Genomic DNA, 26,335 nt, shown 5'->3' with positions numbered 1-26,335 from the left:
CCGCCCGGGAACTGGCCTCGATCTATTTACTATCCGAGTGGTGCAGCAGGGCGTCCGGCTTGCCGCGGCGCCAGATCGCCATGATGAGCGCGTCGGTGACGAGCGCCGCCGTCATCTCCGCCTTCATCGACCAGCCGACGACCCGGCGCGAAAACAGGTCGATCACGGCCGCCACATAGAGCCAGCCTTCTGCGGTCCAGACATAAGTAAAATCGGCGATCCACCGCTGGTTCGGTCGGCTCGCCGTGAACTGACGATCGAGCACATTGGGCGCGGTGGCCGACGCCGGTCGCGCCCCCTCATCCTTCGGCAGACCACGGCGCCTGGGACGCGCCCGCAGGGCCTGCGAACGCATCAGACGCTCGATCTTGTGAAGGCCGCAGGAGACGCCTTCCGCCAGAACGTCTCGCCAGACGCGGCGCGCGCCATAGGTCCGGTCGCTGGCCTTGAAGCTCGCATGGACCTTGGCGCCAACCGTCTCGTCGTCCCGCGTCCGCTGGCTCGGCGAGCGCGTCAGCCAGGCGTGGAACCCGGAGCGCGAGACGTCCAGCGCTTCGCAAAGCCACGCCACCGGCCAGATCGAACGGTGCCTCGCGATGAAAGCGAACCTCATAGCGCTTCCCTCGCGAAGTAGGCTGCGGCCTTTTTTAGGATGTCGCGCTCCGCCTTAAGCTTGGTGACCTCACGCCGCAGACGCTCGATCTCGAGCTGCTCCGGCTTCATCTGGCCCTGTCCGGGAAAGGCCTGCGCCGGATCGGCGGCAAAATCCTTCACCCATTTGCGCAGCACGTTGTCATGGACATCGAGATCCCGAGCCGCCTGCGCGACGCTCACCCCGCGATCCTTGATCAGGCGAACCGCCTCGATCTTGAACTCACGCCCAAATCGTCTTCGCTCCATCTGCCACCTCCGGTTTCATGAAAACACCCAATCACGGTGTCCACGAAACCGGCAGCAGGCCAATTCCATTTTTTTGAAGGCTGGGACGAATGTCCGGTTGTGGGCAGTCATCGAATGCCTGGAAGCGGCGCGATCGAGCCGACCAGAGAGGGACTGACGATGCCAGCTCCCCACCTCGTTGCGGACGTTACAGTTGCACCTTGAGATGGCACTGGTTCGGGAAAATGCCAACATCTCAAGCCCGCTCATGCGATGCTTGGCGCCACTCGTTCAGGACAGCGCGTCAGCGACGTAGTACTGCACTTCAAGCATTATGCAGCCACTTTCCGACCGGAACGGTCCATGAGGCGTTCCCGGCGGCCGGCAGGAATACATCATCGCATCTGGGGTAGCAGCACCTCCGCCGATGGGCCCGATCGCACCCTTGATGACGAAAACCTCCTCCCAATAGTCGTGGACGAGGGGCTCGGTCGTCGCGACGCCTGGAGCAAAGCGGACGAGGCGGGTTCGAGCGCCCGTCTTGTTCTCCTCGTCCAGGTCATCGGCCAGCATTTTCACCTCAAGCCCCGCCGGAAACCCCGGCAAAGGCAGCCAGCCGTCGTTGTTATCGAACGGCAGCATTTCTATGTGCCGACGGGGCGCTTTCGACATCCTGTGCTCCATGCGCTGACTAGCAGCTACTCTGCGGTCGCTCGGCTCCGCCGCCCCCTCAGCCCCGCGCCAGCTCTTGCTCGACTTCAGGCAGTAGGGTGAAGAGGTCGCCGACGAGGCCGTAATCGGCCACCTGGAAGATCGGCGCCTCCTCATCCTTGTTGATGGCGACGATGACCTTCGAGTCCTTCATGCCGGCGAGATGCTGGATCGCGCCCGAAATGCCGACCGCGATGTAGAGCTCGGGAGCGACCACCTTGCCGGTCTGGCCGACCTGCCAGTCGTTGGGGACGTAGCCTGCATCGACCGCCGCGCGCGAGGCGCCCATCGCGGCACCGAGCTTGTCGGCGACGGGCTCGATCACCTTGGTGAAATTCTCGGCGGAAGCCAGGGCGCGGCCGCCCGAGATGATGATCTTGGCCGAGGCAAGCTCCGGACGGTCCGACTTCGCGACTTCCTCGCCCTTGAAGGACGAGTTGCCGGGGTTCTCGGCGGCACTGACGCTCTCGACCGGGGCCGAACCGCCCTCGGCGGCAGCCGGGAAGGAGGCGGTGCGGATGGTGAGGAGCTTCTTGGCGTCGCCGGACTGCACGGTCTGGATCGCGTTGCCGGCATAGACCGGGCGCTCGAAGGTGTCGGCCGAGATAACCTTGGTGACGTCCGAAACCTGCATCACGTCGAGCAGGGCGGCGACGCGCGGCAGGACATTCTTGCCGGTAGTCGTGGAAGGGGCGACGATGGCGTCGTAGCCGTCGGCGAGCTTGACGATTAGCGCCGCGAGCGGCTCGGCCAGCGCATGGCCGTAGGCCGCGTCATCCGCCAGCAGCACCTTCTCGACGCCGCCGAGCTTGGCCGCCGCATCGGCAGCCGCCTTGGCATCCTGTCCGGCGACGAGGATGTGGACGGGAGCGCCCAGCGCCCGCGCGGCGGTCAACGTCTTGGCGGTGGCGTCCTTGACGGAGGCGTTGTCGTGTTCGGCGATCAGGAGCGTGGTCATCAGATCACCCCGGCAGTCTTGAGCTTCGAGACGAGTTCGGCAGCGCTCGCCACCTTGACGCCGGCGGAGCGGCCGGCGGGCTCGGTCGTCTTCAGCACCTTCACGCGCGGGGACACGTCGACGCCGAGGGTCTCGGCGGTGGTCTCGTCAAGCGGCTTCTTCTTCGCCTTCATGATGTTGGGCAGCGAGGCGTAGCGCGGCTCGTTCAAGCGCAGATCCGTGGTGACGATCGCCGGCAGCTTGAGCGCCACCGTCTGCAGGCCGCCATCGACCTCCCGGGTGACGTCAACAGAATCCGCGGCCAGCTCGACCTTCGAGGCGAAAGTGCCCTGCGGCCAGCCCAACAGGGCGGCGAGCATCTGGCCGGTCTGGTTGCAATCGTCGTCGATCGCCTGCTTGCCGAGGATGACGAGGCCGGGGCTCTCCTGCTCGACCACCTTCCTCAGCAGCTTGGCGACGGCCAGCGGCTCGACCGTGCCGTCGACCTTGACCAGGATGCCGCGGTCGGCGCCCATCGCAAGACCCGTGCGGATCGTCTCAGCCGCTTGCGCCGGGCCGATCGAGACCACGACCACCTCGGTCGCCTTGCCCGCTTCCTTGAGCCGCAACGCCTCTTCGACGGCGATCTCGTCGAAGGGGTTCATCGACATCTTCACATTGGCGAGCTCGACGCCCGAACCGTCCGCCTTCACGCGGATCTTCACATTGTAGTCGACCACCCGCTTTACGGGCACGAGGATTTTCATGTCAGAACCTCTTACTGAGATGTCGAGAGGGATGCGTCGAAAGCTGCGGCGGGCGCGCTTGGCACCCGCTTTAGGATTGATCGCGCGCGGATGCGAACGGGCTCGTCGACCATCGCGCCGTCAATAGCCACTGCGCCGTCGCCGCTGGCCATGACCTTACGAGCCCACAGAACCTCGGCCTCATCCGGAGCGAAGCCCGCCTGGATCGCAGTTACCTGGCGAGGATGGATGCAGAGCTTTCCACTGAACCCGAGATCTCGGGCATGGCGAGCATCGCTCGCAATCAACGGGGCGTCGTCGATTGCTGTCGTCACTCCATCGATAGGCTGCGGCAGGCCAGCCAGCCGGCAGGCAACGACAAGCTCGGAACGGGCCAGGAGCAGCGCTTCCCGCGTATGGCCGCATCCAAGATCGGCACTGAAGTCGATGCTCCCGAAAGCGATGCGTCCGACGTTGCGTGTGATTGCGATCCGGCGCGCATCGGCAAGCCCCCGCACGCTTTCGATCAATGCGACGACGGGCAGGTCGAGTTGCTCACAGAGCGTCTCAAACTCGGGACCAAACTCCGCTTTCGGAAGGACGACCGCGCTGAAGCCATGCCCTCTCAGCGCCGCGATGTCCCGGTCGTGCCAGGGCGTACCGATCCCGTTGACCCGCACCAGGACCGGCTTGTCGGTGAAGTCACGCTTCAGGGCGGCCCGTGCCTGGTCCTTCCCGTCAGCAGCGACGGCGTCCTCGAGGTCGATGATGATCGCATCGGCGTCGGTCGAAGCCGCTTTCACAAAGCGCTCAGGCCGGTCTCCCGGAACGAAGAGCGCGACGGTGATGTCCGGCAACGCCGTCATTGCCACGACGCCTCGGCTACCATGCACTCTGGACCGTCCTGCCTGGCGGTCCAGAGCTTCAACCCATCGCCCTCGTCGCGCGCGTTGAGTGCGAAGGCGGCATCGTCGAACAGCGGCGACTGGCCACGAAAGCGGAAACGGCTCGGCGGCGAGGCGCGCAGTTCAGTGGCGTAGTTCAGGAGCATCGCAGCCTGCATCGGCCCGTGGACGACGAGAGCCGGATATCCCTCGACCTCCATCGAGTAGCGCCGGTCGTAATGGATGCGATGGGCGTTGAAGGTCAGCGCCGAATAGCGAAGCAGCAGCGGAGGCTCGATTTTCATCGGACGCCGATATGTGCCCGCTTCAGCCGATGGCGGCGTCTTCGGTGTGGCTCCGGTAGCCTCCAGATTCCGGTAGACGATGTCCTGCCGCTCTTCGAGCACGAGCCGTCCGTTCCCCTCGATCTGGTGCTGCACGGTGACGAAGCAAAGCGCCCCTGTGCGCCCTTCCTTGTAGACAACGTCCGCGATGCGGGAGATCCGCCTCACCTCGTCGCCAACCCGCAGATCGCCGTGGAAGCTTTGGCTGCTGCCTGCCCACATGCGACGCGGTAAGGGCACCGGTGGAAGGAAGCCACCGCGTTCGGGATGGCCGTCCGGTCCGAGCTGTGCAGTCGGGACCGCAGGCTGGGCCAGGCAGACATGGATCATCCGGGGTGCAATCTCGCCGCGCTTCGGCGCTTCTCCGGGAAGGTCGAAGGTCGCGTGATATTTTCGCGCGAGGTCCTCGGTCAGGACGTCCGAGCCAAGATCCTCGCGGCCGATCCAGCTTCGAAGATGGTCGATATCGACAGTAAGCGCTTCGACCGCGGTCATCAGTATGACCTCGGCATGCCGAGCACATGCTCCGCGAGAAACGAGAGGATCAGGTTCGTCGAGATCGGTGCGACCTGATAGAGGCGCGTCTCGCGGAACTTGCGCTCGACGTCATACTCTTCGGCGAACCCGAAGCCGCCATGGGTCTGGATGCAGGCATTGGCGGCCTCGAAAGACGCATCCGCCGCGAGCATCTTGGCCATGTTGGCCTCGGCGCCCGGATTGGCTCCGGCCTCGTAGAGCCGGATCGCCTCGCGCACCATAAGCTCCGCGGCGCGCATGTTGGCGTAGGCCTTGGCGATCGGAAACTGGATGCCCTGGTTCTGACCGATCGGTCGTCCGAAGACGTGGCGCTCCTTGGCGTAGTTCGACGCCTTGTCGATGAACCATTTTGCGTCGCCGACGCATTCGGCGGCGATCAGGATGCGTTCCGCGTTCATGCCCGACAGGATGTAGCGGAAACCCTTGCCCTCCTCCCCGATGAGGTTTGCGGCCCGGACCTTCACATTGTCGAAGAAGACCTCGGTGGTGGCGTGGTTCATCATCGTGCGGATTGGCCGGATGGTCAGGCCGTCCTTCAGCGCTTCTCGCATGTCGAGAATGAAGACCGAGAGCCCATCGGTGCGCTTTGCCACCTGGTCGCGCGGGGTGGTGCGAGCCAGAAGCAGCATCAGGTCAGACTGCTCGGCGCGGCTCGTCCAGATCTTCTGGCCGTTCACGACGTAGTGGTCGCCGTCGCGACGGGCAGTCGTCCTCAGTGCCGTCGTGTCCGTGCCACTGGTTGGCTCGGTGACGCCGAAGGCCTGAAGGCGAAGCTCGCCCGAGGCGATCTTGGGGAGATAGCGCTGCTTCTGGTCCTCAGTGCCATGTCGCAGCACCGTGCCCATCACATACATCTGGGCATGGCAGGCGGCGCCATTGCAGCCCTGTCGCTGGATCTCCTCCATGATGACGGCGGCGGCCGATAGCGGCAGACCGGCCCCGCCATACTCCTCCGGGATCAGCGCCGATAGGAAGCCGCTTTCCGTAAGAGCCGAAACGAACTCCGTCGGATAGGCCATCTCGCGGTCGCGCTTGCGCCAGTACTCGCCCGGAAAGTCGGAGCAGAGCTTCGCGACGGCGTCGCGGATCTCTGAGTGATCGGAAGCATGCTGCATGATGGCCTCAGGACTGTCGTGGGGCGGTCGCGACCGCGCGCCAGGTCTGGAATGTTTCGTCGCCAACCCCATCGAGCACCGCTCGCAGGGCGCTCGTCATTGGGAGGTGGCCGGCCGCCTCTCCGATCGAAAGCGCAAGGTCGATGTCCTTGCGCAGGATGGCTTGGAGGGAATCGAAATCCGCGCGGGTTGCCGTCCAGGCGTCATAAGCCTCGCCTGCATCGTTCGAGCGGACGGTGAAGAAGTTGCGCCCTGTGCTGGCTTCGAAGACCGGAATCGCGTCCGGCAGCGCGATGCCGTTTTCGCCGGCAATGCGATAGGCTTCGGCCGCGATCATCAGCGTGGTGATGCCCACGAGATTGTTGACGATCTTCGTCGCCTGCCCCGCTCCAAGCGGGCCGCAATGGAAGATGCTGCTGCCCATGGACTGCATCAGGGGGCGCAGTTCCTCGCAATCCTCAGCACGCCCTCCCATGATGATGGCGAGGGTCCCATCGCGAGCCTTCAAGGCTCCGCCGCTAATGGGGGCATCGACGACCCGCACGCCGTCAGGCTCAAGTTCCTGCGCGAGCTCGCGCATGGTTTCGGGAGCGATCGTCCCCATGACGACGAGGATCGGCTTGCGGCCGTTGAGCCCGCTGCGCAGGCCGCCTTCCCCAAGCACGACGGAGCGAGCCTGCTCGGGGGTCGCGACCAGGATGATGACTGCGTCGCAGCCAGCGCAGTCGGTGGCGCGTTCAACGCAGTTGACGCCCAGCGCGGCGAACGGCGCGCGGGCTGCTTCGCTGCGGTCGCAGACCGTAAGGGCGAAGCCCGCCTTATGGATGTTCATGGCCATTGGAGCGCCCATGGCTCCGACGCCGATCACGGCGACTGATTTGATCATGGATTGCGCCTCAGGAAATGGTCACACCACTGTCGACAGAGATGACTTGGCCCGTGACCACGCGGGCTTCATCGCTGCCGAGGTAGACCGCCATGTCGGCGATATCGAGCGGCCGACAGGGTCCGAGAAGGTGCTGGCCGGCGAGACGCCGCAACTCCTCTCGCTCCTGCAACAGCGCTTCGGCACGTGGTGTCAGCACAAGACCCGGCGCAATGGCGTTCACGCGAATATTGTCTGGTGCGTACTCGACGGCCATCGAACGGGTCATCGCCGCGACGCCACCTTTGGCCGCGGTGTAACAATCGCGCTCCGGCAGAGCCATCAAAGCGACCATCGACGAGAGATTGACCACCGAGCCGCCGCCCGAACGGACCATCTCGGGGATCGCATATTTCGAGCACAGGAACGTGCCGTAGAGATCGAGCTTGATGACGCGCCAAAACTCCTCGTCCGGGGCCTCCGTTACACGCGCGTCGGCCGAGCTCGATCCGCCGGCGATATTGCAGAGAATGTCGAGCCGGCCGAACTCCGACACGGTCTTCGCCATCGCAGCCTTGACCTGTTCGGGATCGGTGATGTCGCAGACGAGCGGTAGCCCATTCTCGCCCGCCTTGGCCTCTTCCAAGGTTTCATCGAGCGCAGGCCCGCTGATATCGGCCGCGACGATGCGGGCCCCCTCGGCAATGTAGCGGGCGCAAGTCGAGCGTCCGATGCCGCCAGCAGCACCGGTAATGAAAGCAACTTTGCCGGACAGCCTTGCCATGTCGTCCTCCTGTTCAGACCATCCAGCCGGCGCGTTCGCCGTCGAGAATGGCGATGTCCACCTGACGCGGGGCCACGGCATCACCGACGAGCTGGACCTCCAGGTCATTCCCCGCCAGTTCGGAAGCCAGGCTGGCGTTCGCGCTATTGCCCATGGCGAGAATGACCGGGCCGGCGTGCTCGATTTCGCTGAACGCGCCGCCGAAGCGGTCCTCGCAGATCAGGCGCCGTTCCTCGATTGCGGTGACGAAGCGCGTCGGCAGGACCTGGATCCCCAGAGCAGCCAGACGCCGGTACAGCGCGGGCGCATGATGGACAGGCAAATCCGCGCCGGCGTGCATGTGCGGTGTGACGATGGTGACGGCATGCCCCAACTCGGCCAACTTCTCCGCGGCAGCTGTTCCGGAGAGATGTGGATCGTCCTCGATCACAATGACCGGGCCGTTGAAGCTCTCAGGTTGAAGAAATGCGTCCCAGACGGTTCGGACGCGCGGGAGTTCGGCACCGAGAATGCCGGAAGCCCCGGGGCGCAGCGAGCTGTACCCGTCGCGGCGAGGCGATGAGCCCGTCGCAAGGACAACAGCTTCGAAAGCGCCGTTCGCCAAGGTCGTCCGGTCCGCCTCGGCATTCAACCGGATGTCGACCTGCAGCCTCTCCAGCATCTCGATCTGCCAGCGGTGAATCTCTGCGAAGCCGCGCCGCGAAGTGATCTCGCTGGTCATGAGGTTCTGACCGCCGAGCCGATTGCTGCGCTCGAACAGCGTCACGCGATGTCCGCGCTCGGCGGCGACACGCGCGGCTGCCAGTCCTGCGGGGCCACCACCCACAACCGCCACGCGCTTCGATCGCGGCGCAGGACGCATGGTCCCGATTCCAATCTGGGCTTCCCGGCCGACTGCGGGGTTGTGGACGCAGCCAACGCCGCGCCCGCGATCGAGGCCGACGATGCAGGACTGGTTCGAGTAGGTGCAGATGCGGATGCTCTCGCGGTCCCCTCTGGCCGCCTTCAGCGGCAACTCGGGATCAGAGATCAGCGCGCGGGCCATGCCGATGAAGTCGGCGCTGCCGGATGCGAGCACCGCCTCGGCCGCTTCCGGAGTCGCGATACGGGAGCTGACGCAAACCGGGAGGCCATCTACGGCCTGCCGTATCGCTCCCGCTTCTTCGGCAAATTGGGCTTCCGGAGCAGTGATGTCTGCGATCCAGCCGGGATAATGCAGTGAGGTCAGCCCGCTGACATTCAGATAGCTGATGCCTTCCGTCCGAAGCCGCGCTGCGATCGCGGTGGCATCGGCGAGCTGAAGGCCACCCGGAACGTCATCCCTGCCATTCACTCGGGCGCCGATCAGGAAATTCGGGCCGACCGCCGCTCGGATTGCCCGAAGCCCTTCGAGCAGGAAGCGCATGCGGTTTTCGAGGGATCCGCCGTAGCGGTCTGTCCGCTTGTTGGTCGCCGTCGAGAGGAATTCATGCAGCAGGTAGCCTTGAGCCGCAAAAAGCTCGACGCCGTCGGCGCCCGCCTCCTGCATGTTCAGGGCAGCCTCGACCATTGTCGCAACGTATTCAGCGATGTCCTGTTCGCTCATCTCCTTTGGGATCTCGCCGGTTCGCGGACACGGCAGCGGCGATGGAGCAAATAGCGGGATGCCGAACTGGGTTGTGCCTGGTGACCGCAATTGGCGGCCGCTCATGTTGAGCTGTGAGACGAAGCAGGCTCCCTCGGATTTAATCGCCGAGATCATGCGCTGATAATGCGGCTGCAGGCCGCGATCATTGGCCAGGTCCAGCCCGCCCAGTGCCGTCGTTTCGAGCGCCCCGCCCCAGGTCGCAGTATGGCGCCAGGACGGCGGCATCAGGAAGTTGGACATCACGATCAGGCCGGCGCCGCCCTTCGCGCGCTCGACATGGTAGGCGATCGTTCGCTCGATCGCGGAGCCGTAGCCGGCGCCGAACATCACCGCATGCGGCATCATCGCAATGCGATTGCGCAACGTGACGTGGCCGAGAGCGAGCGGGCTCAGCAGCCTCTCGTAGCCGGCGGCGGGCATCTCAGAACGGCGCCTTCTTCGGGAAGTTGGGCGCTCTCCGCTCGCGGAAGGAGTCGAGACCTTCATGCGGGTCGGGACCTGAGAACCCAAGCATCTCCAATGCGAGAGAGGCATCGAAGGTCGGGCCGGCCATCCGCAGCCAGTTGTTCAGGGCGTATTTGGTCCACTGGATGGCGGAAGGCGCCCCCTCTGCAAGCCTCGTGGCCACGGCGAGCGCCTTCTCCTGCAGCTCTTCTTCGTCGACTGCGAGCGCGACGAGTCCGAGTTGCTCGGCCTTCTCACCGCTCACGGGTTCGTTGAGCAGGAGATGATACTTGGCCTTGGCCATGCCGCAGAGCAGCGGCCAGATGATTGCGGCATGGTCGCCCGCGGCAACGCCAAGCCGAACATGGCCGTCGACCAGCTTGGCATTCTTGGCAGCGATCGGAATGTCGGAAACCAGGGCCGCGGCAAGACCGGCACCGACGGCCGCTCCTTGAATGGCCGAAACGATCGGCTTCGAGCAGTTGACGATGTTGTAGACGAGGTCTCTCGCCTCCCGCCACATATTGGCGCGTTCCTCGAAGCTCTGCGTCAGCTTTTTCACGACCTCGAAGTCGCCGCCGGCAGAGAACGCCTTCCCCTTGGCGCAGAGCAGGACGGCCAGCGTTTCGCGATCTCGATCGACAACCCGCCAGATGTCGGCCAGCTCGCGATGGGCGTCGGCGCCGAGCGAGTTCAAGCTTTCCGGGCGGTTCAGCGTCAGACGCAGCACACCTGGAGCGGGCCGGTCGCAGAGGATCGAGGGAAAGGCGGAATAGGCTTCTAGTGTCATGCTGCCTCCGGTCAGATCGAGCGGCGCGACGTGATGCCGCCATCGACGGTGATGATTGTGCCGGACGTGTAGGCGGAGCGCGGCGAGGCGAGGAACGCGAAGAGGTCGGCCACCTCGCGCACGCTCGCTGCGCGGCCAAGCGGATAGGCCGCCAGCAGTTCGACGTAGCGGCTCTCGTCGTCCCACTGCTCGCGGGCACGCTTCTTCATGATGTTGACGATCCGGTCCGTGGCGACGGGGCCGGGATTGATGCCGAGGACGCGGATGCCGTCATCGAGGCTGCGGCCACCGAGCGCCCGGGAGAAAGTCATCAGGGCAGCGTTGCCGGTCGAACCCGCGATGTAGCGGAAATCGGTGTTCTCGCCGCCATTGCCGATATTGTTCAGGATGACGCCGCCTCCAGCCGCCTTCATCGCTGCGTAGAATTCGCGGCAAAGGTCGATGTAGCCGAAGACCTTCACCTCCCAGCCTTCGCGCCAGCGCACTCCGTCGACCTGCCAGAGATCGCCGCCTGGAATGGCTCCGGCATTGTTGACCAGCACATCAACACGCCCGGCGGCCTTCCCGATCGCCTCAGCGGCCCCCTTCGCGGCAATGTCCTGCTCCTGAACCACCACCGTGATGCCGTGCTGATCGCGCAGGCGTTCGGCAAGCCTGGTGAGCTTGTCGCCCGAACGCGCGACGAGATGCAGGTTGCAACCCTCCTCTGCGAAGACCTCGGCCAGCCCTTCGCCGATGCCCTGAGAGGCACCGGTGATCACGACTTTCTGGCCGCGCAATTGCAGATCCATGGCTTCAGGCTCCTTGGCGGACGATGCGCTCGATGTCGGCGATCGCTTCCGGATTGACGAGCGAGGACAGGTCTCCCGCGGGGGAGCCGGAATAGACGCTGCGGATAACGCGACGCATGATCTTGGAGCTGCGGGTCTTCGGCAGCTGAGGCACGACGAAGACGGCCCGGGGCGCAAATGGCTTGCCTAGCCTTTCCTGGATTCGTGCTGTTGCGAGCTTGAGGATGTCGTCGGCCGGCCCCGAGCACGTGAGGAAGGCAACGAGCGCCTGGCCCTTGACCGGATCGTCTGCGCCGATCACCGCGGCTTCGATGACACCTTCGATCTCGACCAGGATTTCCTCGACCTCGGCAGGGCCGACGCGCTTTCCCGCGACCTTGATGGTGTCGTCCGAACGCCCGAGCAAGAGATAGTGTCCCTCCCCAGTACGCATCGCGAGGTCACCGTGTATCCAGACGTCGGGCACAGTGCTCCAATAGGTTTCGAGATATCGCTGCTCGTCCTGCCAGAAGCTCGCAGTCATGCCCACGAAGGGCGCGAGCACCGCGAGCTCTCCAATCGCGCCGGTCAGAGGTTGACCTGCGGGATCGAGCACGTCGACCGCAACCCCGGGGGAGCGTGTGTTGAAGCCAGCGGGCACTATTGGCTTGGTCACGACGCTGGAGAGCAGGCAGCCCGAGACTTCCGTTCCGCCCGTATAGTTGATCAGGGGGCACTCCCCCCGTCCGAAGGCCTTTTCGAACCAGACGAAATGCTCGGCAGCGATGCTTTCGCCGGCTGTGATCAGAAGGCGAAGCGATGACAGGTCGGGCGCGGTGCTGACCGCCTCGTTCGAAGCCAGGCCGCGGATCAGTGTCGGCGCTGAGCCGTAGTGAGTGACGCGATAGGTTTCAATCAACCGGCCCATCCGCGACCAGTCGGGGTAGTCAGGGGCGCCGTCGTAGCAAACCAGGGTCGCGCCGCGGAGAAGCGCCGAACCAAGAATAAGCGAGCCCGCGATCCAGCCCATGTCAGCCGGCCAACAAAAGACGTCGCCTGCTCCCACGTCGAAGTGAACCGCAGAGTCGTGTGCGATCTTGATTGGGAAGCCGCCATGCACATGGACGGCTCCCTTGGGCTTCCCAGTCGTCCCCGAGGTGAAGATCACCATGAACGGGTCATTCGGGGACATCCGTGCAGACGGCGGCGCACTGTCCGGGCTTTGCCTCACCAACTGCCAATCGAGGTAATCCGCATGGGCATCCGTCGGGGCAGAATCCTCAGGGGACCGCTTTAACACGACGAGCTCCAGGTCCGGCAGCTCCTTCCTGACGGAAGCAATGGTGTCGCGCGTCGAGATAAACCGTCCACGCCGCTGAAAACCGGTCGTGGCCAGCAGCGCCTTGGCTCCGCAGGATCCGAGACGGGCCGCAATGGCATCGGTTCCGAAGCCGCTAAAAAGCGGAACGACGATTGCGCCAATATACGCGACGGCAAGCAGCGAGACCGAGGCCTCGATTCCGTTCTCCATCAGCAGACCAACGCGGTCGCCACGCTTCAGACCAAGGCGGAGCAACCCGGCAGCCAAGCTGCGGACTTCATCCTTCAATTCTCGGTACGTGACCTCGCGGAACGAGCCATCCTCGCGCTCGGCGATTATAGCCGTCCGGGACGCCCATTCGGGATTGTCCAGGATCGTGTCGACCCAGTTGAGCTCACCGCCGACGAACCAGGCAGGGAACGGAGCGCCACGAGACAGGTCGCAGTAGCGGTCGTAGTAGCTGCTCCAGCGGATATGGCAGAAGCTCGTAACCTCGCGCCAATACCGCTCCGGTTCGGCCAGCGATAACTCATAGAGCGCGTCCGTATCCGTCGCGCCAAGGCGTCTGGATAAGGCGGTCACCTGGGCACGGTCGATATAGTCGGCGGTAGGCTGCCAGATGTCGTTGCTGTCGAGCGCCATGGTCAGATTCCCAGATAGGCCCGTTGCACCTCAGGGCTCTGCGCGAGCACGCTCGCGGAGTCCTCGGCCGTGATTGCGCCGCCCTCGAGGATGTAGGCGCGGTCGGCGATGGCGAGCGCGGTTTCCGCGTTCTGTTCAACGAGCAGGATGTTCACGCCGGTTTCAGCGACCGTTTTGATCATCTCCGCGATGCGGTCGACGATCGCCGGGGCGAGCCCGATTGTCGGTTCGTCCAGGAGCAGGATACGCGGGGCGCTCATCAAAGCGCGCGCCACCGCAATCATTTGCTGCTGGCCACCGCTGAATGTCGAGGCTTGCGTGGCGAGCCGATCCCGCAGTTCCGGAAAGAGCGAAATCACCCGGTCGAGATCGCGCTTTACCGCCGCGGTGTCGTTGCGTGCGAAGGAGCCGAGCTCCAGATTCTCAAGCATCGTCATCTCGCCGAAGAGGCGCCGCCCCTCAGGCACCACGGACAATCCCTTTCGCACGAGACGGTCCGGGGACATCCCGGTGACGTTCTCACCGAAGAGATGCACGCTTCCGGCGCTGGGACGCACGAGGCCGCAGATCGTCTTGATGAGCGTCGACTTGCCTGCGCCGTTCGCACCGATGAGGGTGACGATCTCGCCGCTGCCCACAGTGATGCTGACGTCGTTCAGTGCGGGAACAACGCCATAACGAGCTGAAAGGCCCGCGACCTTGAGGGGAAGCGCTTCAGTGCTCATGGCGATGCCCCAGATAGGCTTCGATGACCTTTTGATCGGCGCGGATCTCCGACGGCGCACCGGTTGCCAGATGCTGCCCGTGGTGCAGCACGACGATGCGGTCACAGACACGCATCACCGCCTTCATGTTGTGCTCGACGAGCAGAACCGAACAGCCGAATTCGTCCCGAATGCGCTCCAGTACGGCCAGCGTATTCGCGACCTCTGTCTGGTTCAGACCGGTCAGAGGTTCGTCGAGGCAGAGCAGCTTCGGCCGTGCCGCAAAGGCGATGCCGATGGAGACGAGCCGCTGCAGGCCGTGAGGGAGCGTGCCGGCCTCCTCCGCGAGATAAGGAGTGAGCCCCAGCATCTCGGCGGTTTCCGCCACGCGCGCGCGCCGTTGTGCACCTCCGCGGACGCCGTGAATGGTGCCCAGCAGAATGTTGTCGCCGACCGACATGCTGCGCATGAGGCTGCCGTGCTGGAAGGTCCGAACCAGGCCAAGGCGGCTGATAGCCAGAGGCGACCGACCGGTGCAGTTCTCACCAAAGACAAAGAGCTCGCCGGCTGACGGCTTGTAGAAGCCGCTGATCAAATTGAAGGTCGTGCTCTTGCCAGCACCGTTGGGGCCAATGAGCCCGAGAATCTCACGCGGGCGAATCTCCAGATCAAGATCCGAGACAGCGACCAGGCCGCCGAAGCGGCGGGTCAGACCCTTGGTGCGCAGCAGGGGTTGTTGCTCTGCCAGCATCTCAGTGTCCCCCTCCGGCTTGGGGCCGCTTGCCGCTCACTAGTCCGGTGACGCCATGAGGTAGTAGCAGGACCGCCAGCACGATCGCGGCGCCGTAGAAGATGTGCTCCCCGCCTCCGAGGCCGAGCGCATAGCTGCCGAGCACGACGAGCAGCGCGGTTCCCAAGAGCGGACCGATGATGCTGCCCTCACCGCCGACCTTGACGTAGGCCAGAGCGAATGCCGCAACGAGGAAGCTGAAATCGCCGGGGCTGATCACATTGTTGGCGAAGGCGTGCAGGCTTCCGGCCATGCCGGCTGCAGCAGAGGCCGTTGCGAAGCAGGCGATCTTCACCAGCAGGATGTTGAGGCCGACCGTCCTGGCAACATTTTCATTGTCGCGGATCGCGGTCAGAATCTTCCCGAAATCAGAACGCTCCAGAGCATAGAGCCCGAGGATAAGGAGGGCTGCCACCGCGACAATAAAGGTCGGCATCCAGCCATCCAGGATCATCGGCGGAAAGATCCCGACCATCCCGGAGGTGCCGCCGAGCGCGATGCTCTTCGAGTAGAGAATGCGGACGGCTTCAGTGAACGCGAAGCCGATCAGGAGAAAATAAGGCCCCTTGGTCCGGAGCGTGATGAAGCCGAAGAGGATCGAGACCAGGCCAGCCATGGCGCCGCCCGCGAGCAGGGCTAGCAGAAACGGCCAGTTCAGGATGGTGAGCGTTGCCCCGGTGGTATAGGCGCCGATGCCGACGAAGGCTGCGGTCGCAAAGTTCAGCTCGCCCATCAGCATCACGAAACGCAGGCTGACCGCAGTTAGAGCCCCGATCGCGATTAGATTGACCACGCTCGCAATATAAGGATCGCGAACAAAGGCGGTGCCCGCGAGCACGATAGCGATCCCGCCGAGCCAGTAAGGAAGCTTCACATCAACCATGGCCGAGAAGCCCCTTCGGCCGCACCAGCAGAACGGCGATGACGAGGAAGAAGATCGCGACGGTGGCGGAGCTCGGGTCGAAGTAGAAGCTGCCGAAGGTCTCGATCGCGGCAACGAACAACCCGCCAAGGATCGCACCTGGGACGCTGCCGAGCCCGCCCACGATGACGGCGATGAAGCCTTTGATCAGATAGTCGGCGCCGATCACCGGCGAGACGATGGTCACCGGGGCGATGAGTGCCCCGGCAAGAGCCGCGAGGCCGGATGCGATCATGAAGCCCGCGAGCGCCATGCGGTTGTAGGGGATGCCCTGCAGCATGGCAGCCTCGTGGTCGATCGAGACGGCCCTCAGGGCCTTCCCAAGCTTGGTTCGCGTGAGCGCCCAGTAGAGCGAGGCGGTGATCAGGATCGCGGCAATGCACAAGGCAAAGCGCTGATTGGTGATCGCCGCCCCAAAGATGGAGATGGTGCCTGGGAAAATCTCCGGCACGGGCCTCACGGCCCCGCCGAAGACTTTGAGCAGCACGCCGTCGAGAAGCAGAACGAGGCCGATCGACAGGATGAAAGACCCAACCATATCGCGTTGAAAGAACCGGAAGCCGCTTACGTACATCAAGAGGCCGAGCGCCATAGCGACGGCGATGCCCCCCACCGCTGCAAGCAGATAAGCAGGCAGGATGGGGAGACCGTTGGCTGCCAGCCAAGGCACCGCCCAGGCCACTGCCAGGGCAGAGACGGCGAACAGATGCCCATGGGCGAAGTTCACGATCCGCATGACCCCGAAGATCAGGGTCAAGCCGAGCGAGAACAGGATATAGACGGCGCCGATCTGCAGGCTCGTCAGGGTGAGCTGTATCGCGGTTTGCATGGTGGGCGTGCCTGGCTTGGTCCGGAGGTCACTTGCCCGAAGGCACGAGACGGGTTTTCTCGACCAGATTGCCGTCCTTCACCTGGGTGATGGTCACGGGCAGGCGCATCTGCTGGCGGGACCCGTAGGTGTCCGTGCCATAGAAATCGACCTTGCTGCCGTAGAACGAGGTGAACGAGACATCGGCCATCACGGCCGCGACCTTCTTGGGATCGATCGACTGCGCCTTCTCCATGCCCGCTTTCAGGGCGTAGACGGAGTCGTAGAAGCCGATCTGGATCGAGTTAAGCGACTCACCAAGGACGCCCCGAGCCTCTTCGTTCGTGGCCTTCTGCTGACCGGTCATGGCCGGGCTGTCAAAGGTGATGGCGGCACCCATGTAAACGTCTTCGATCGCCTTGCCGCCTGTCGCCTTGAGACCGTCGATTCCAGTGCCGACTGCGACGATCTTGACGCCCTTCCAGCCGAGAACATCCAGTTCGCGCAGGACAGCCCCGGCATCGGCCGGCGGCATCGAGGCCAAATCGACCATGTCAGGCTTGAGAGAGGCGATGCGAGCCGCGATCGGCTGGAACTCGGTCGTCCCGCGCTCGTAGAAGTCGCTCGACAGAATCTTGATGTTGTTGCCGACCCAGGCCTTGTTGGCCACGCCTTCGGTCTCGCGACCGGTCGCATCATTTGGGTTGAGCATCACGACCGACTTGGACTGCGGATGCTGCTCAAGCACGTATTTGAACATCGGCGGAATGATCTCGAACGCCGTGTTCATCTGGGTATAGGTTAGCGGGAACTTCGGCCCCTTGATGCTGAAGCCCCAGGCCGTCGTGAACATCAGCACGCCCTGCCGCTCGGCGAGCGATTGCAGCGCCTGCACGGGAGCTGTTCCAAGGCTGCCGCCAATGAATTTCACGCCGTCACGGTTGAGGAGCGTCTGCGCGACGCGAGTGCCCTCGGCAGCGTTATACTTGTTGTCATAGGCGAGGCATTCGAAGTTGTAGGTCTTGCCGTCGACTTTGACGCCACCGGCTTGCGCGATCTCTTGCGCCGCCTTCTTGCACATGAACTCCGACCCCTTGCCCCAGATCGCTCCAGAGCCCGACAGGGGTACGGAAAGCCCAAGCTTGATCGTCTCCTGAGCCTGCACGCCGCCGAGGCTGGCGAGCAGCCCAAGCGAGGTGCTCAGTCCGAGAAGCTTCATCCGCGCCTTAAACGTCATTTCCTCTCCTCCACTTCCGAGCTTCGGTTGATTCCGTGCCCGCTATCGATGCGATGTGCCGCCAGTCCCTGAGCCCGTGAGGCCGGCAATTTCGTCCGGCTCGTAGCCGAGCGAGGCCAAAAGCTCTGCTGAATCAGCGCCGAGCTTCGGCGCAGGCCGGTGCTTGGGCCGCAGCGCAGCTGTTCGGACAGCGTTTGCGACGATTGGTATCTGGCTCGCGCCCTTCGGCGCCGGCTCCAATGAAAAGAACCCGCCCTTGGCATTCTCTGGAGCCATGAGGGCCTCGGCCGGGGTCAGGGCCCGGCAAGCCGGAATCTTGGCGGCTTCAAGCTCTGCCAGACATTCATCGGACGAGCGCAACGAGCACCAGTCAGCCATGACCGCACTCAGAGCCTCGCCATTCTCGCCCCGGCCTATATCGGAGGCGAAGCGCGCGTCCACCAGCAAGTCGGGGCGACCGACGAACTCCGCCCATCGGCGAAACATGCCGTCACCGATGACCTGGATCATCAGCCAGCCGTCGCTCGTCTGGAAAAGATCAGATGGGCCGGCGATGGGGCTGCGGTTGCCGATCGGTTTGCGGCTGCGCGCGCCGGCCGCCTCCTCGATCAGCATCGGATTGGTCATCGTCAGCGCCGTTCCCAGCAGCGATGCCTGGACATGCTGGCCCCGCCCGGTGCCACGCCGCTCATACAGCGCAGCCAAGGTCGCAAAGGCAGCTGACATTCCGGTGGCATAATCGACATAGGAGACCGCGGCCCGGAGGGGACGCTCACCCGTCCCGCTCAAAGCCATCGCCCCGCTGAGCGCTTGTCCCGTGCCGTCGAAGCCGATGCGGTCGCGACTGTCTCCCTCCGGCCCATAGGCACTGATCGTGCAGAGCACGATGTCGGGGCGGATAGCCTTGAGGCTGTCGTAGTCGAGGCGCGCGCGACGCAAGGCGGCCGGCGGCAGATTGACGATGACGGCGTCGGCGGTCGCGACCAGCTTCTCGAATGCAGCCCGTCCGGTTGCGCTGTCGAGGTCGAGCGCAAGCGACTTCTTGTTGCGATTCATCTGAAGATACAGCGCGCCCCGACCCGGCTGGCCGATCGGCATCACTTCGCGATCGGGAGCGCCAGTGGGCGGCTCGATGCGGATAACCTCCGCCCCGTGATCAGCCAGCAATGCTGCGCAGAACGGGCCCGCGATATAGCGACCGAGATCGAGCACGCGCAGGCCCGAAAGGCCCGTTGCCACGCCAGATGCGTCGTTCACACCTATCGGGAGTTTGGTCCCGTCCACCACTTTCCTCACCCTTATTTTCTGCGAAGGGGGCTTTCCATCGCTTGCTTTGACGTGTTAGTCATTCTCCATTCTGAATGACATTCACAGTTTCTTGAAAGCCATTCATACATGAGTGCCAGCCCTGATCAAGACCTCTCGCCAAAAATCGTCGGAGCCGTCGCCAACGCGGTTTCCATCCTCCGATCGCTTGCTCAGATGAGCGAACCGGCGGGTGTCGCGGTCATCGCGCGCGATACCGGCGTGAGCGTCAGCACCTGCTTCAACATCCTGCGGACGCTCTCCACGGAGCGGCTGGTGGACTTCGATGCGGAGGCGAAGACCTACCGGATCGGCCTGGGTGTTCTGGAGCTGTCGCTGCCGCTTCTTGGCGCCAACCAGGCCGACCTGATCCGGCCGGAGCTCGCGCGGCTATCCGGCGAGCACAAGAGCCTGCTCTGCCTCTGGCAGGTGACTGATAGCGAGCGCATCGTCCTCGTCGACCGTGTTTCAACGGCGAAGACGGTCAGAGTCGACATGTCCGACGGCTCGCGCCTCCCCACCTTCGTGGGTGCGGTCGGTCGTTGCTACGCCGCCTTGCGCAACCTGCCGCGTGAGGAACTGAAGCTCCGTTTCGACGCGCTGCAATGGCAGGCCCCGCCGAGCTTCGAGGATTACGCGGCCGACGTCGAGAAGGCTCGGCGCGATGGGTACGCCTTTGACCTGGGGCAGCTTTTCAAAGGCCTGGAGATCGCGGCCGCTCTCGTGACCGACGCGGAAGGCCGACCACGCCTCGGGATCAGCGGGATCAGTATCGCAGGGCAACTGTGTCGCGAAGACATCGAGCGCCTGGGCATCGATCTGCGCGATTCAGCTGACTGGATCAGTGAAGCGCTCTTCGGGGTCTCGCGCGGTGTGCGGCAGTCCGAGCGGAGGTTGGCCGGTGGGCGGGCAGCGCCACACGGCCGGGGAGGACAACGGTGAGCGGCGCGCAAACCGATCTGCCCGTTTGGGTCTTCGATGATTTCAGTCCCGGCCAACCGCTGGGGAATTTCGCTATCACGCTCGACGACGCGCACCTGAATAACTGGACCGCGATCTATGGCGAGCGGAAGTCGAGCGAAAGCGTGCCGGCTGGGATGCTCGTCGCAGCGATGATGGAAGCCTACCTGAACGCCATCCAGCCTCGACCGCCCGGCAACATCCACGCCAGCCAGAAGCTCGTCTTCGGCCGCTCTGCAAAGGCCGGCGACAAGGTCGAAGCACAGGTCAGTTGCCGTTCGAAAGAACGCCGCAGGGAGCGCGGCTGGGTGACGTTCGGCGTCGTCCTGAGCGTGGAAGGGCAGGACGTCCTCAACGGCGAGATCCGAACGATCTGGGCGCGATGAAACAAGGCCGGTCAACACGCGATCCACGGAGATAATGCGGAATGGGAATGCTGGAGACTGCGGCGCTGCCGCGTGAACTAGCCATCGTCGAAATGATGACGGGACCGGACACGGTCGCGCGCTACGCCGCGCTCACCGCCGACTACAACCCGATTCATCTCGATCCGGATTTTGCCGCCAAGACCGCATTCGGCCGACCGATCGTGCACGGCACACTCGGCCTCAACCTGGTGATCGAAGCGATCGAGCGCACTTTCGGTGAGGTTCCAGAAAGTCTGGCCCTGGATACGCGCTTCGTCCGCCCCTTGCCGGTGGGCGAATCCATCCGAGCGGGCGGCACCCTCCGGGACGCGGCGGCGGGCACCTACGACATTTTCGTCGAGACAATGGCAGGGGAGCGTGCAGTGGAAGGAACCTGCACCGTCATCGCTGCCGTAGAACATTGCAGCAAGGGACGTGACGCATGAGTGAGCCGGCAGTCGACGACGAAACCTTCCAGCACCTCAAGGCGACCGTTGAGCGCTTCGTCACGGAACGGCTCGTTCCGAACGAGATGCGGCTGGAGATCGAGGACGAGGTCCCCGAGGAGATCGTCGCGGAGATGCGAGAGCTCGGGCTCTTCGGTCTGACGATCCCACCGGAATACGGTGGCATTGGATTGACTGCCAGCCAGGAGACCCAGCTCGCCATGACCTTCGGCGGGACGGCGCTAGCCTTTCGCTCGCTGTTGGCAACGAACATCGGCATTGGCGCGCGCGGTCTGATCTTCGAGGGCACCGAGGATCAGAAGCAAGCCTATTTGCCTCGAATGGCTAGCGGCGAACTGATCTCGGCATTCGCACTCACCGAGCCGGATACGGGTTCGGATCCTGCCAATTTGACGACGCGCGCCGTGCGGGACGGCGACGACTACCTTATCAGCGGGACCAAGCGCTATATCACCAATGCCCAGCGCGCCGGCGTCTTCACCGTCATGGCGCGAACCGAATTCGACAAGCCGGGCGCCGACGCTATCTCGGCCTTCCTGGTTCCGAGCGATTCCCTTGGCCTGACGATCGGCAAGAAGGATCGCAAGATGGGCCAGCGCGGCACGACGACGTCGGACGTGATATTCGAGAATGTCCGAGTTCCGGCCAGCGCGATCATCGGCCTTAAGCCCGGCCGCGGATTCCGCCTCGCAATGCGCGTGCTCGACCGCGGCCGCATCCATATTGCGGCTCTCGCGACTGGCGCTTGCAAGCGGCTGATCGCGGAGATGACGAGTTTTGCCAAGGAGCGCCGGCAGTTCGGCAAGCCAATCGCCGAGTACCAGCTCATCCAGGCGATGATCGCCGACAGCTACACCGAATATCTCGCCTCTCGGGCGTTGGTGGAGCAGACCGCGGCGATCTACGACCGCGAAGGCGCTGCCCGGACAGAAGCTTCGGCTGCGAAGTATTTCGCGACCGAGGCGGTTGGTCGGGTTGCGGACCGAGCCGTGCAGGTCCACGGCGGCGCCGGCTACATGAGCGAATATGCCGTCGAGCGCTTCTATCGCGACGTGCGGCTGATGCGGATCTACGAGGGCACGAGCCAGATCCAGCAACTCCTCATCGCCCGCCAGATCCTGAAGGAAGCCTGATCATGAGCGTGTCTCACATGCTCGACGGCAAGGTCGTTGTCGTCACGGGCGCTGGCGGGGGAATTGGGCGAGACATTGCCCTGATGGCTGGTGCGAACGGCGCCAGGGTCGTCGTCAACGACATTGGCGCCGGCCTCGACGGCAGTGGCCAAGATGACGGGCCGGCGGCGACTGTGGTCTCGGAGATCAAGGCGGCCGGCGGCGAGGCCGTGGCTAGCCTCGACAGCGTCGCTGATGCCGAAGGCGCCCAACGCATCGTGCAGACCGCCCTCGACGCCTTTGGGCGACTGGATGGCGTCGTCAACAACGCCGGCATCCTGCGCGACACCTTCTTCCACAAGATGACGGAAGAGGAGTGGGACCGGGTTGTGAAGGTGCACTTGTACGGCAGCTTTCACGTCAGCCGAGCTGCGGCTCCGGTCTTCAAGCAGCAGCAGTCAGGCAGTTTGGTGCACATGACCTCGACATCGGGGCTCATAGGCAATCTCGCGCAGGCTAACTATTCGGCAGCCAAGCTCGGCATCGTGGGGCTGTCGAAGTCGATCGCCCTCGATATGCAGCGCTTCGGTGTCCGCTCGAACTGCATCGCGCCCTTCGCATGGAGCCGGATGATCAGCTCGATCAAGGTCGACTCGCCGGAGCAGGAAGCACGCGTCGCTCGCCTGCAGCAGATGACACCTGCCAAGATCGCACCGCTCGCCGTCTACCTGCTCTCGAAGCGCGCGACCTCGGTCAGCGGCCAGATATTCTGTGTCCGCAACAACGAGATCCTCCTCTTTAGCCAGCCACGCCCGGTTCGCTCGGTGCAGCGCGAGGGCGGTTGGACGCCGGAGCAGATCGCCGAGCACGCGATGCCAGCGTTGTCTGCGAGCTTCCACGGCCTCGACGTGTCGTCGGACGTTTTTACCTGGGATCCGGCCTAAGGCCGAAGGAGCAGCCGCATGCGTCGCGCCGCGATCGTAACCCCTCTCCGCACGCCTGTGGGCCGCTTCGGCGGCGTACTCAAGGACGTTACCGTGGAACGGCTGGGAGCCACTGTGGTCAATGCCGTATTGGATCGGACCGGTCTCGACCCCGCCCTGGTCGACGACGTTGTCTTCGCCCAATCCTATGCCAACTCCGAGACGCCGTGTGTTGGGCGCTGGATCGCGTTGGAGGCCGGGTTGCCGGTCCATGTTCCCGGCATGCAGCTGGACCGGCGCTGCGGCGGCGGGCTCCAATCGATCGCGACCGCGGCCATGATGGTGCAGTCGGGCGCTTGCGACGTCGTCATCGCTGGCGGCGTCGAGAGCATGAGCAACATCGAGCACTACACCACGGGTGTGCGTTGGGGCACGCGTTCGGGTTCGCCCGTGCTCTATGACCGCCTTGACCGCGGCCGCGAGCGGTCTCAGCCCGAGCATCGCTTCGGCCACATCTCCGGCATGATCGAGACGGCCGAGAAGCTCGCCCGCAAGTACTCGATCTCACGCGAAGCTGCCGACGCATATGCAGTGCGCAGCCAGCACCGGGCAGCCGCGGCCTGGTCAGAGGGCCGCATGGCGACCGAGGTCGTTCCGGTCAGCGTGCCGCAGAAGCGCGGAGATCCGATTGTCGTCGCACAGGACGAGGGCATCCGGGCGGACACCACTCTGGAGAGCCTTTCGAAGCTGCGCGCGATCCAGCGCGATGGCACCGTGACGGCCGGAAATGCTGCGCAACAAAACGATGCTGCGGCCGCCTGCCTGGTGGTAGCGGAGGACAGGCTAGCCGACCTGGGTCTGACCCCGGATGCGTTCCTGGTGGGCTGGACTGCGGCTGGTTGCGAGCCCGCTGAGATGGGGATCGGCCCGGTGCCCGCGGCTGCCCGGCTGATGAAGCGGATCGGGCTTGCGGTAGACGACATGGATCTCGTCGAGATCAACGAGGCATTCGCCTGCCAGGTGCTGTCGGTTCTGCAGGCATGGCCGGGCGTCGATCTCGATCGGGTGAACGTCAACGGGTCAGGGATTTCGCTCGGCCACCCGATTGGGGCCACCGGCGTCAGGATCATGACGACGCTTCTCCACGAAATGAAGCGTCGCAACGTGCGCTACGGTCTTGAGACCATGTGCATTGGCGGCGGGCAGGGAATGGCCGCCGTGTTCGAACGGGCCTGAGCTGGCGATGGCTCCGCTCACGACCTCCCTCGAGGCTCTCGACTTTGCCGCGATCGTTCGCCCCGGTGAGATGGTTTGCTGGGGTCAGGCGTGCGGCGAACCAGTCGCGCTGACTCATCGGCTGATGGAGCAGCGCGCCCAAATCGGAGGGTTTTCCGCCTTCGTCGGCATCGGCTTAGGAGGTGCGGTCGATCCAGCTCACGCTGACCACGTCCGCTTTACGTCTTTCTGCGGAACGGGCACCAACCGAAAGCTCGCCGCGGCCGGCGCTCTCGACATCCTGCCGGTGCATTACTCGGACCTGCCGAAGACGTTGGCGGGCCAGGTCGACGTGCTCCTTCTGCAGCTGGCAGAGCACCCACACGACGGCAGACTCAGCCTCTCCTGCACCAGCGACTACGTCGAGGGCCTGATCAAGACCGCTCGGGTCGTGGTAGCTGAAATCAACCGTCAGGCCCCGTTTACTAGCGCATTGATCGATACGGACGATATCGATGTCGCTATTCGAACGGATCGCCCTGTTCTTACGCTCGGCCGCGGCATGCCCAGCGCCGTCGACCAGGCTGTTGCAGCCAACGTCGCTTCCTTAGTCGAGGACGGTGCAACGCTGCAGCTCGGCCTTGGTGCACTTCCGGACTGCATTGCGGACATGCTGGTTGACCGACGGGAGCTCGGCTTGCACTCCGGTCTGATTGGCGACGGGGCGATGCGGCTGATCCAGTCCGGCGCGATCACCAACGCAGCCAAACCTGTTGACCGCGGCCTGTCGGTGACCGGAACCCTCCTCGGCAGCAAGGATTTGCTCGATTTCGCGCATCTTAATCAAACGATCGAGGTTCGCCCGATCGCCGAAACCCATGCGCTCTCCAAACTCGCAGCGCTGCCTCGCTTCACGGCGATCAACTCAGCCCTCGAGGTGGATCTGTCGGGCCAGGCCAACACCGAGATAGCCGGCGGTCGCTATGTCGGCGCCATCGGAGGCGCTCTTGATTTCCTCCGTGGGGCACGCGCATCGCAAGGAGGAGTGCCGATCATTGCCCTGCCCTCTACCGCCGAGGTGAAGGGGCAGATGAGTAGCCGGATTGTTGCCGGCCTGTCCGGTCCAGTGACCATCGGCAGGGCGGACGCCAGCATTGTCGTTACCGAGTATGGAGTCGCCGATCTTCGCGGCCTGTCCCTCGCTGAGCGTGTCCAAAAAATGGTCGCAATCGCCCATCCGGACTTTCGCGATACGCTTGGCCGCACGGCCCCCCAACCCTCGCAATAAACTTGAGCGATTCCGATAGGTACTCCCCGGAGGAAAGCCGCATTATCGCTTACGACCATCCAGTATCTAGTGTCCGCAAAATCGGCGTATCCGAGGATCCTGGCCGCATAACGCTTAGGCTGGGATAACCGTCCACGCTCGAAAATCTGCACTCAAACCAATTTTCCTATTCGACGCCTATCAGAAGGTCTGGCCCTGGCGTCCCGAGACCCGCAAAGGTAAAAAGCCAAATTCTTACGCGGCGCTTCTCAGCCGCTCTCAACAGGGCTGCGGCAATTTCTGGCACCAAGCCGCCGGTTGCATCCCGCATCAAATTGCCGTCAATCGTGAAAATTGCGATGTGATCGCCTTCCTCTGCCCGATCGATACGATCGATCATCGCTCCATCGCACTTCCACTCCGGCTGCCGAACATTCCCTTTGGCATCAACTTTGCGCTCTTCAAGCAATAGCTCGATCCGCCAAGTCACCTTTTGCAGGTCGAAAGCCGTTGGCTGGATCGCGCGCGCAATGGCGAGCGCCAGCTCGCTTGGGCCAATGCGAGACGTTGCTGCCCGGTTTCTGGGGCCAGTCCGCCAACGTCCGCTTCCTGGCAAGCCGCCAATGTCTGCAAGTGTGAAGGGTTTCGGATGCTGGCCCGTGCGAGCGGGTTCGGACTGGGCTGAGGGCCGGCGTTCGAAAGCTTCCAGGGGAGGAAGCCGCGGCCCGGGGCCGTGCGCTATGGGGATTTCGCCGCGCGGCCTGGTGGGCGGGATCGTGCGAGGCGCGGGTCGGCGGCGCGATGTTCCGACCGGGATGCCCG

At 64.1% G+C, this 26,335-nt stretch carries 26 protein-coding genes and 1 pseudogene; 7 read left to right on the top strand and 20 right to left on the bottom strand.

The genetic code is table 11. The features are described from left to right. Window positions 1-31: 31 nt before the first annotated feature. From AX750_RS22390 to AX750_RS22295, 19 genes and pseudogenes are all read right to left on the bottom strand, one after another. Window positions 32-900, bottom strand: a pseudogene (locus AX750_RS22390) (IS3 family transposase); the annotation flags it as partial. 270 nt (window positions 901-1,170) lie between these two features. After that, a complete protein-coding gene (locus tag AX750_RS22380; RefSeq protein ID WP_197426518.1) occupies window positions 1,171-1,551 on the bottom strand; it encodes a cupin domain-containing protein in 381 nt (126 codons plus the stop codon). A gap of 58 nt (window positions 1,552-1,609) precedes the next feature. Beyond that, the gene (locus AX750_RS22375; protein ID WP_066717066.1) at window positions 1,610-2,548 is read right to left on the bottom strand and encodes an FAD-binding protein; all 939 of its coding nucleotides are present in this window, start codon (window positions 2,546-2,548) and stop codon (window positions 1,610-1,612) included. Then, window positions 2,548-3,294 carry an electron transfer flavoprotein subunit beta/FixA family protein gene (locus tag AX750_RS22370; protein ID WP_066717068.1) on the bottom strand — a complete coding sequence of 249 codons (747 nt, stop codon included), beginning with the start codon at window positions 3,292-3,294 and terminating at the stop codon, window positions 2,548-2,550. The genes AX750_RS22375 and AX750_RS22370 overlap by 1 nt, the downstream gene beginning before the upstream one ends. A gap of 11 nt (window positions 3,295-3,305) precedes the next feature. Then, window positions 3,306-4,139, bottom strand: a complete 834-nt coding sequence (locus AX750_RS22365; protein ID WP_066717070.1) for a CoA ester lyase — start codon at window positions 4,137-4,139, stop codon at window positions 3,306-3,308. Beyond that, the gene (locus AX750_RS22360; protein WP_066717072.1) at window positions 4,136-4,996 is read right to left on the bottom strand and encodes a MaoC family dehydratase N-terminal domain-containing protein; all 861 of its coding nucleotides are present in this window, start codon (window positions 4,994-4,996) and stop codon (window positions 4,136-4,138) included. The genes AX750_RS22365 and AX750_RS22360 overlap by 4 nt, the downstream gene beginning before the upstream one ends. Then, the gene (locus AX750_RS22355) at window positions 4,996-6,153 is read right to left on the bottom strand and encodes an acyl-CoA dehydrogenase family protein (RefSeq protein WP_066717075.1); all 1,158 of its coding nucleotides are present in this window, start codon (window positions 6,151-6,153) and stop codon (window positions 4,996-4,998) included. Before AX750_RS22355 ends, AX750_RS22360 begins: the two co-directional genes overlap by 1 nt. A gap of 7 nt (window positions 6,154-6,160) precedes the next feature. Further along, window positions 6,161-7,039, bottom strand: coding sequence for an NAD(P)-dependent oxidoreductase (locus AX750_RS22350; RefSeq protein WP_066717077.1), 879 nt, complete (start codon window positions 7,037-7,039; stop codon window positions 6,161-6,163). A 10-nt stretch (window positions 7,040-7,049) separates the two neighbouring features. Beyond that, a complete protein-coding gene (locus tag AX750_RS22345) occupies window positions 7,050-7,802 on the bottom strand; it encodes an SDR family oxidoreductase (RefSeq protein WP_066717080.1) in 753 nt (250 codons plus the stop codon). Between the two features lie 13 nt (window positions 7,803-7,815). After that, window positions 7,816-9,849 carry an FAD-dependent oxidoreductase gene (locus AX750_RS22340; RefSeq protein ID WP_066717082.1) on the bottom strand — a complete coding sequence of 678 codons (2,034 nt, stop codon included), beginning with the start codon at window positions 9,847-9,849 and terminating at the stop codon, window positions 7,816-7,818. Window position 9,850: 1 nt separating this feature from the next. Then, on the bottom strand, window positions 9,851-10,663 hold the full coding sequence (locus tag AX750_RS22335; protein ID WP_066717084.1) for an enoyl-CoA hydratase/isomerase family protein: 813 nt from the start codon (window positions 10,661-10,663) through the stop codon (window positions 9,851-9,853). Between the two features lie 11 nt (window positions 10,664-10,674). Continuing rightward, complete coding sequence (locus AX750_RS22330; protein ID WP_066717086.1) at window positions 10,675-11,454, bottom strand: SDR family oxidoreductase; 780 nt, start codon at window positions 11,452-11,454, stop codon at window positions 10,675-10,677. Between the two features lie 4 nt (window positions 11,455-11,458). Continuing rightward, on the bottom strand, window positions 11,459-13,396 hold the full coding sequence (locus AX750_RS22325; protein ID WP_066717089.1) for an AMP-binding protein: 1,938 nt from the start codon (window positions 13,394-13,396) through the stop codon (window positions 11,459-11,461). Between the two features lie 2 nt (window positions 13,397-13,398). Next, window positions 13,399-14,121: an ABC transporter ATP-binding protein gene (locus tag AX750_RS22320; RefSeq protein WP_066717091.1), complete on the bottom strand. Its 723-nt coding sequence runs from the start codon at window positions 14,119-14,121 to the stop codon at window positions 13,399-13,401. Then, entirely contained in the window at window positions 14,111-14,851 is a 741-nt protein-coding gene (locus AX750_RS22315) for an ABC transporter ATP-binding protein (RefSeq protein WP_066717094.1), read from the bottom strand. The genes AX750_RS22320 and AX750_RS22315 overlap by 11 nt, the downstream gene beginning before the upstream one ends. 1 nt (window position 14,852) lies before the next feature. Continuing rightward, complete coding sequence (locus AX750_RS22310; protein ID WP_067254970.1) at window positions 14,853-15,773, bottom strand: branched-chain amino acid ABC transporter permease; 921 nt, start codon at window positions 15,771-15,773, stop codon at window positions 14,853-14,855. After that, entirely contained in the window at window positions 15,766-16,641 is an 876-nt protein-coding gene (locus AX750_RS22305; protein ID WP_066719392.1) for a branched-chain amino acid ABC transporter permease, read from the bottom strand. Before AX750_RS22305 ends, AX750_RS22310 begins: the two co-directional genes overlap by 8 nt. A 28-nt stretch (window positions 16,642-16,669) precedes the next feature. Then, entirely contained in the window at window positions 16,670-17,839 is a 1,170-nt protein-coding gene (locus AX750_RS22300) for an ABC transporter substrate-binding protein (protein ID WP_066719390.1), read from the bottom strand. 60 nt (window positions 17,840-17,899) lie between these two features. Then, window positions 17,900-19,141 (bottom strand): CoA transferase, encoded by a 1,242-nt coding sequence (locus tag AX750_RS22295; protein ID WP_197431948.1) that lies wholly within the window; start codon window positions 19,139-19,141, stop codon window positions 17,900-17,902. 111 nt (window positions 19,142-19,252) lie between these two features. Here AX750_RS22295 and AX750_RS22290 point away from each other — a divergent pair, with 111 nt between their 5' ends. From AX750_RS22290 to AX750_RS22260, 7 genes are read left to right on the top strand one after another with little or no spacing between them, the layout of a single operon-like run. Further along, window positions 19,253-20,104 (top strand): IclR family transcriptional regulator, encoded by an 852-nt coding sequence (locus AX750_RS22290; protein WP_066719385.1) that lies wholly within the window; start codon window positions 19,253-19,255, stop codon window positions 20,102-20,104. Beyond that, complete coding sequence (locus AX750_RS22285) at window positions 20,101-20,508, top strand: MaoC family dehydratase (RefSeq protein ID WP_066719382.1); 408 nt, start codon at window positions 20,101-20,103, stop codon at window positions 20,506-20,508. Before AX750_RS22290 ends, AX750_RS22285 begins: the two co-directional genes overlap by 4 nt. Before the next feature lie 47 nt (window positions 20,509-20,555). Further along, window positions 20,556-20,975 carry a MaoC/PaaZ C-terminal domain-containing protein gene (locus AX750_RS22280; protein WP_197426578.1) on the top strand — a complete coding sequence of 140 codons (420 nt, stop codon included), beginning with the start codon at window positions 20,556-20,558 and terminating at the stop codon, window positions 20,973-20,975. Beyond that, the gene (locus tag AX750_RS22275; protein ID WP_066719372.1) at window positions 20,972-22,129 is read left to right on the top strand and encodes an acyl-CoA dehydrogenase family protein; all 1,158 of its coding nucleotides are present in this window, start codon (window positions 20,972-20,974) and stop codon (window positions 22,127-22,129) included. The genes AX750_RS22280 and AX750_RS22275 overlap by 4 nt, the downstream gene beginning before the upstream one ends. Window positions 22,130-22,131: 2 nt before the next feature. Further along, window positions 22,132-23,052 carry an SDR family NAD(P)-dependent oxidoreductase gene (locus AX750_RS22270; protein WP_197426577.1) on the top strand — a complete coding sequence of 307 codons (921 nt, stop codon included), beginning with the start codon at window positions 22,132-22,134 and terminating at the stop codon, window positions 23,050-23,052. An 18-nt stretch (window positions 23,053-23,070) separates the two neighbouring features. Then, window positions 23,071-24,267 carry an acetyl-CoA C-acetyltransferase gene (locus tag AX750_RS22265; RefSeq protein WP_066719371.1) on the top strand — a complete coding sequence of 399 codons (1,197 nt, stop codon included), beginning with the start codon at window positions 23,071-23,073 and terminating at the stop codon, window positions 24,265-24,267. 7 nt (window positions 24,268-24,274) lie between these two features. Beyond that, window positions 24,275-25,534 (top strand): acetyl-CoA hydrolase/transferase C-terminal domain-containing protein, encoded by a 1,260-nt coding sequence (locus AX750_RS22260; protein ID WP_066719369.1) that lies wholly within the window; start codon window positions 24,275-24,277, stop codon window positions 25,532-25,534. A 166-nt stretch (window positions 25,535-25,700) separates the two neighbouring features. Here AX750_RS22260 and AX750_RS26760 read toward each other — a convergent pair. After that, the coding region (locus tag AX750_RS26760) for a hypothetical protein (RefSeq protein ID WP_210173047.1) at window positions 25,701-26,335 on the bottom strand (635 nt) is incomplete at its 5' end.

Origin of the sequence: Methylobacterium sp. CCH7-A2, assembly GCF_001557075.1 — a bacterium.
Lineage (GTDB): Bacteria > Pseudomonadota > Alphaproteobacteria > Rhizobiales > Beijerinckiaceae > Allobosea > Allobosea massiliensis.
This window is presented reverse-complemented; position numbering and strand designations above follow the sequence as displayed.

Excerpts from the sequence above, each read along its gene's own strand:
- AX750_RS22380 (WP_197426518.1), bottom strand. The coding sequence starts at position 1,551 with ATGTCGAAAGCGCCCCGTCGGCACATAGAAATGCTGCCGTTCGATAAC.
- AX750_RS22375 (WP_066717066.1), bottom strand. The coding sequence starts at position 2,548 with ATGACCACGCTCCTGATCGCCGAACACGACAACGCCTCCGTCAAGGAC.
- AX750_RS22370 (WP_066717068.1), bottom strand. The coding sequence starts at position 3,294 with ATGAAAATCCTCGTGCCCGTAAAGCGGGTGGTCGACTACAATGTGAAG.
- AX750_RS22365 (WP_066717070.1), bottom strand. The coding sequence starts at position 4,139 with ATGACGGCGTTGCCGGACATCACCGTCGCGCTCTTCGTTCCGGGAGAC.
- AX750_RS22360 (WP_066717072.1), bottom strand. The coding sequence starts at position 4,996 with ATGACCGCGGTCGAAGCGCTTACTGTCGATATCGACCATCTTCGAAGC.
- AX750_RS22355 (WP_066717075.1), bottom strand. The coding sequence starts at position 6,153 with ATGCAGCATGCTTCCGATCACTCAGAGATCCGCGACGCCGTCGCGAAG.
- AX750_RS22350 (WP_066717077.1), bottom strand. The coding sequence starts at position 7,039 with ATGATCAAATCAGTCGCCGTGATCGGCGTCGGAGCCATGGGCGCTCCA.
- AX750_RS22345 (WP_066717080.1), bottom strand. The coding sequence starts at position 7,802 with ATGGCAAGGCTGTCCGGCAAAGTTGCTTTCATTACCGGTGCTGCTGGC.
- AX750_RS22340 (WP_066717082.1), bottom strand. The coding sequence starts at position 9,849 with ATGCCCGCCGCCGGCTACGAGAGGCTGCTGAGCCCGCTCGCTCTCGGC.
- AX750_RS22335 (WP_066717084.1), bottom strand. The coding sequence starts at position 10,663 with ATGACACTAGAAGCCTATTCCGCCTTTCCCTCGATCCTCTGCGACCGG.
- AX750_RS22330 (WP_066717086.1), bottom strand. The coding sequence starts at position 11,454 with ATGGATCTGCAATTGCGCGGCCAGAAAGTCGTGATCACCGGTGCCTCT.
- AX750_RS22325 (WP_066717089.1), bottom strand. The coding sequence starts at position 13,396 with ATGGCGCTCGACAGCAACGACATCTGGCAGCCTACCGCCGACTATATC.
- AX750_RS22320 (WP_066717091.1), bottom strand. The coding sequence starts at position 14,121 with ATGAGCACTGAAGCGCTTCCCCTCAAGGTCGCGGGCCTTTCAGCTCGT.
- AX750_RS22315 (WP_066717094.1), bottom strand. The coding sequence starts at position 14,851 with ATGCTGGCAGAGCAACAACCCCTGCTGCGCACCAAGGGTCTGACCCGC.
- AX750_RS22310 (WP_067254970.1), bottom strand. The coding sequence starts at position 15,773 with ATGGTTGATGTGAAGCTTCCTTACTGGCTCGGCGGGATCGCTATCGTG.
- AX750_RS22305 (WP_066719392.1), bottom strand. The coding sequence starts at position 16,641 with ATGCAAACCGCGATACAGCTCACCCTGACGAGCCTGCAGATCGGCGCC.
- AX750_RS22300 (WP_066719390.1), bottom strand. The coding sequence starts at position 17,839 with ATGAAGCTTCTCGGACTGAGCACCTCGCTTGGGCTGCTCGCCAGCCTC.
- AX750_RS22290 (WP_066719385.1), top strand. The coding sequence starts at position 19,253 with ATGAGTGCCAGCCCTGATCAAGACCTCTCGCCAAAAATCGTCGGAGCC.
- AX750_RS22280 (WP_197426578.1), top strand. The coding sequence starts at position 20,556 with ATGCTGGAGACTGCGGCGCTGCCGCGTGAACTAGCCATCGTCGAAATG.
- AX750_RS22275 (WP_066719372.1), top strand. The coding sequence starts at position 20,972 with ATGAGTGAGCCGGCAGTCGACGACGAAACCTTCCAGCACCTCAAGGCG.
- AX750_RS22270 (WP_197426577.1), top strand. The coding sequence starts at position 22,132 with ATGAGCGTGTCTCACATGCTCGACGGCAAGGTCGTTGTCGTCACGGGC.
- AX750_RS22265 (WP_066719371.1), top strand. The coding sequence starts at position 23,071 with ATGCGTCGCGCCGCGATCGTAACCCCTCTCCGCACGCCTGTGGGCCGC.
- AX750_RS22260 (WP_066719369.1), top strand. The coding sequence starts at position 24,275 with ATGGCTCCGCTCACGACCTCCCTCGAGGCTCTCGACTTTGCCGCGATC.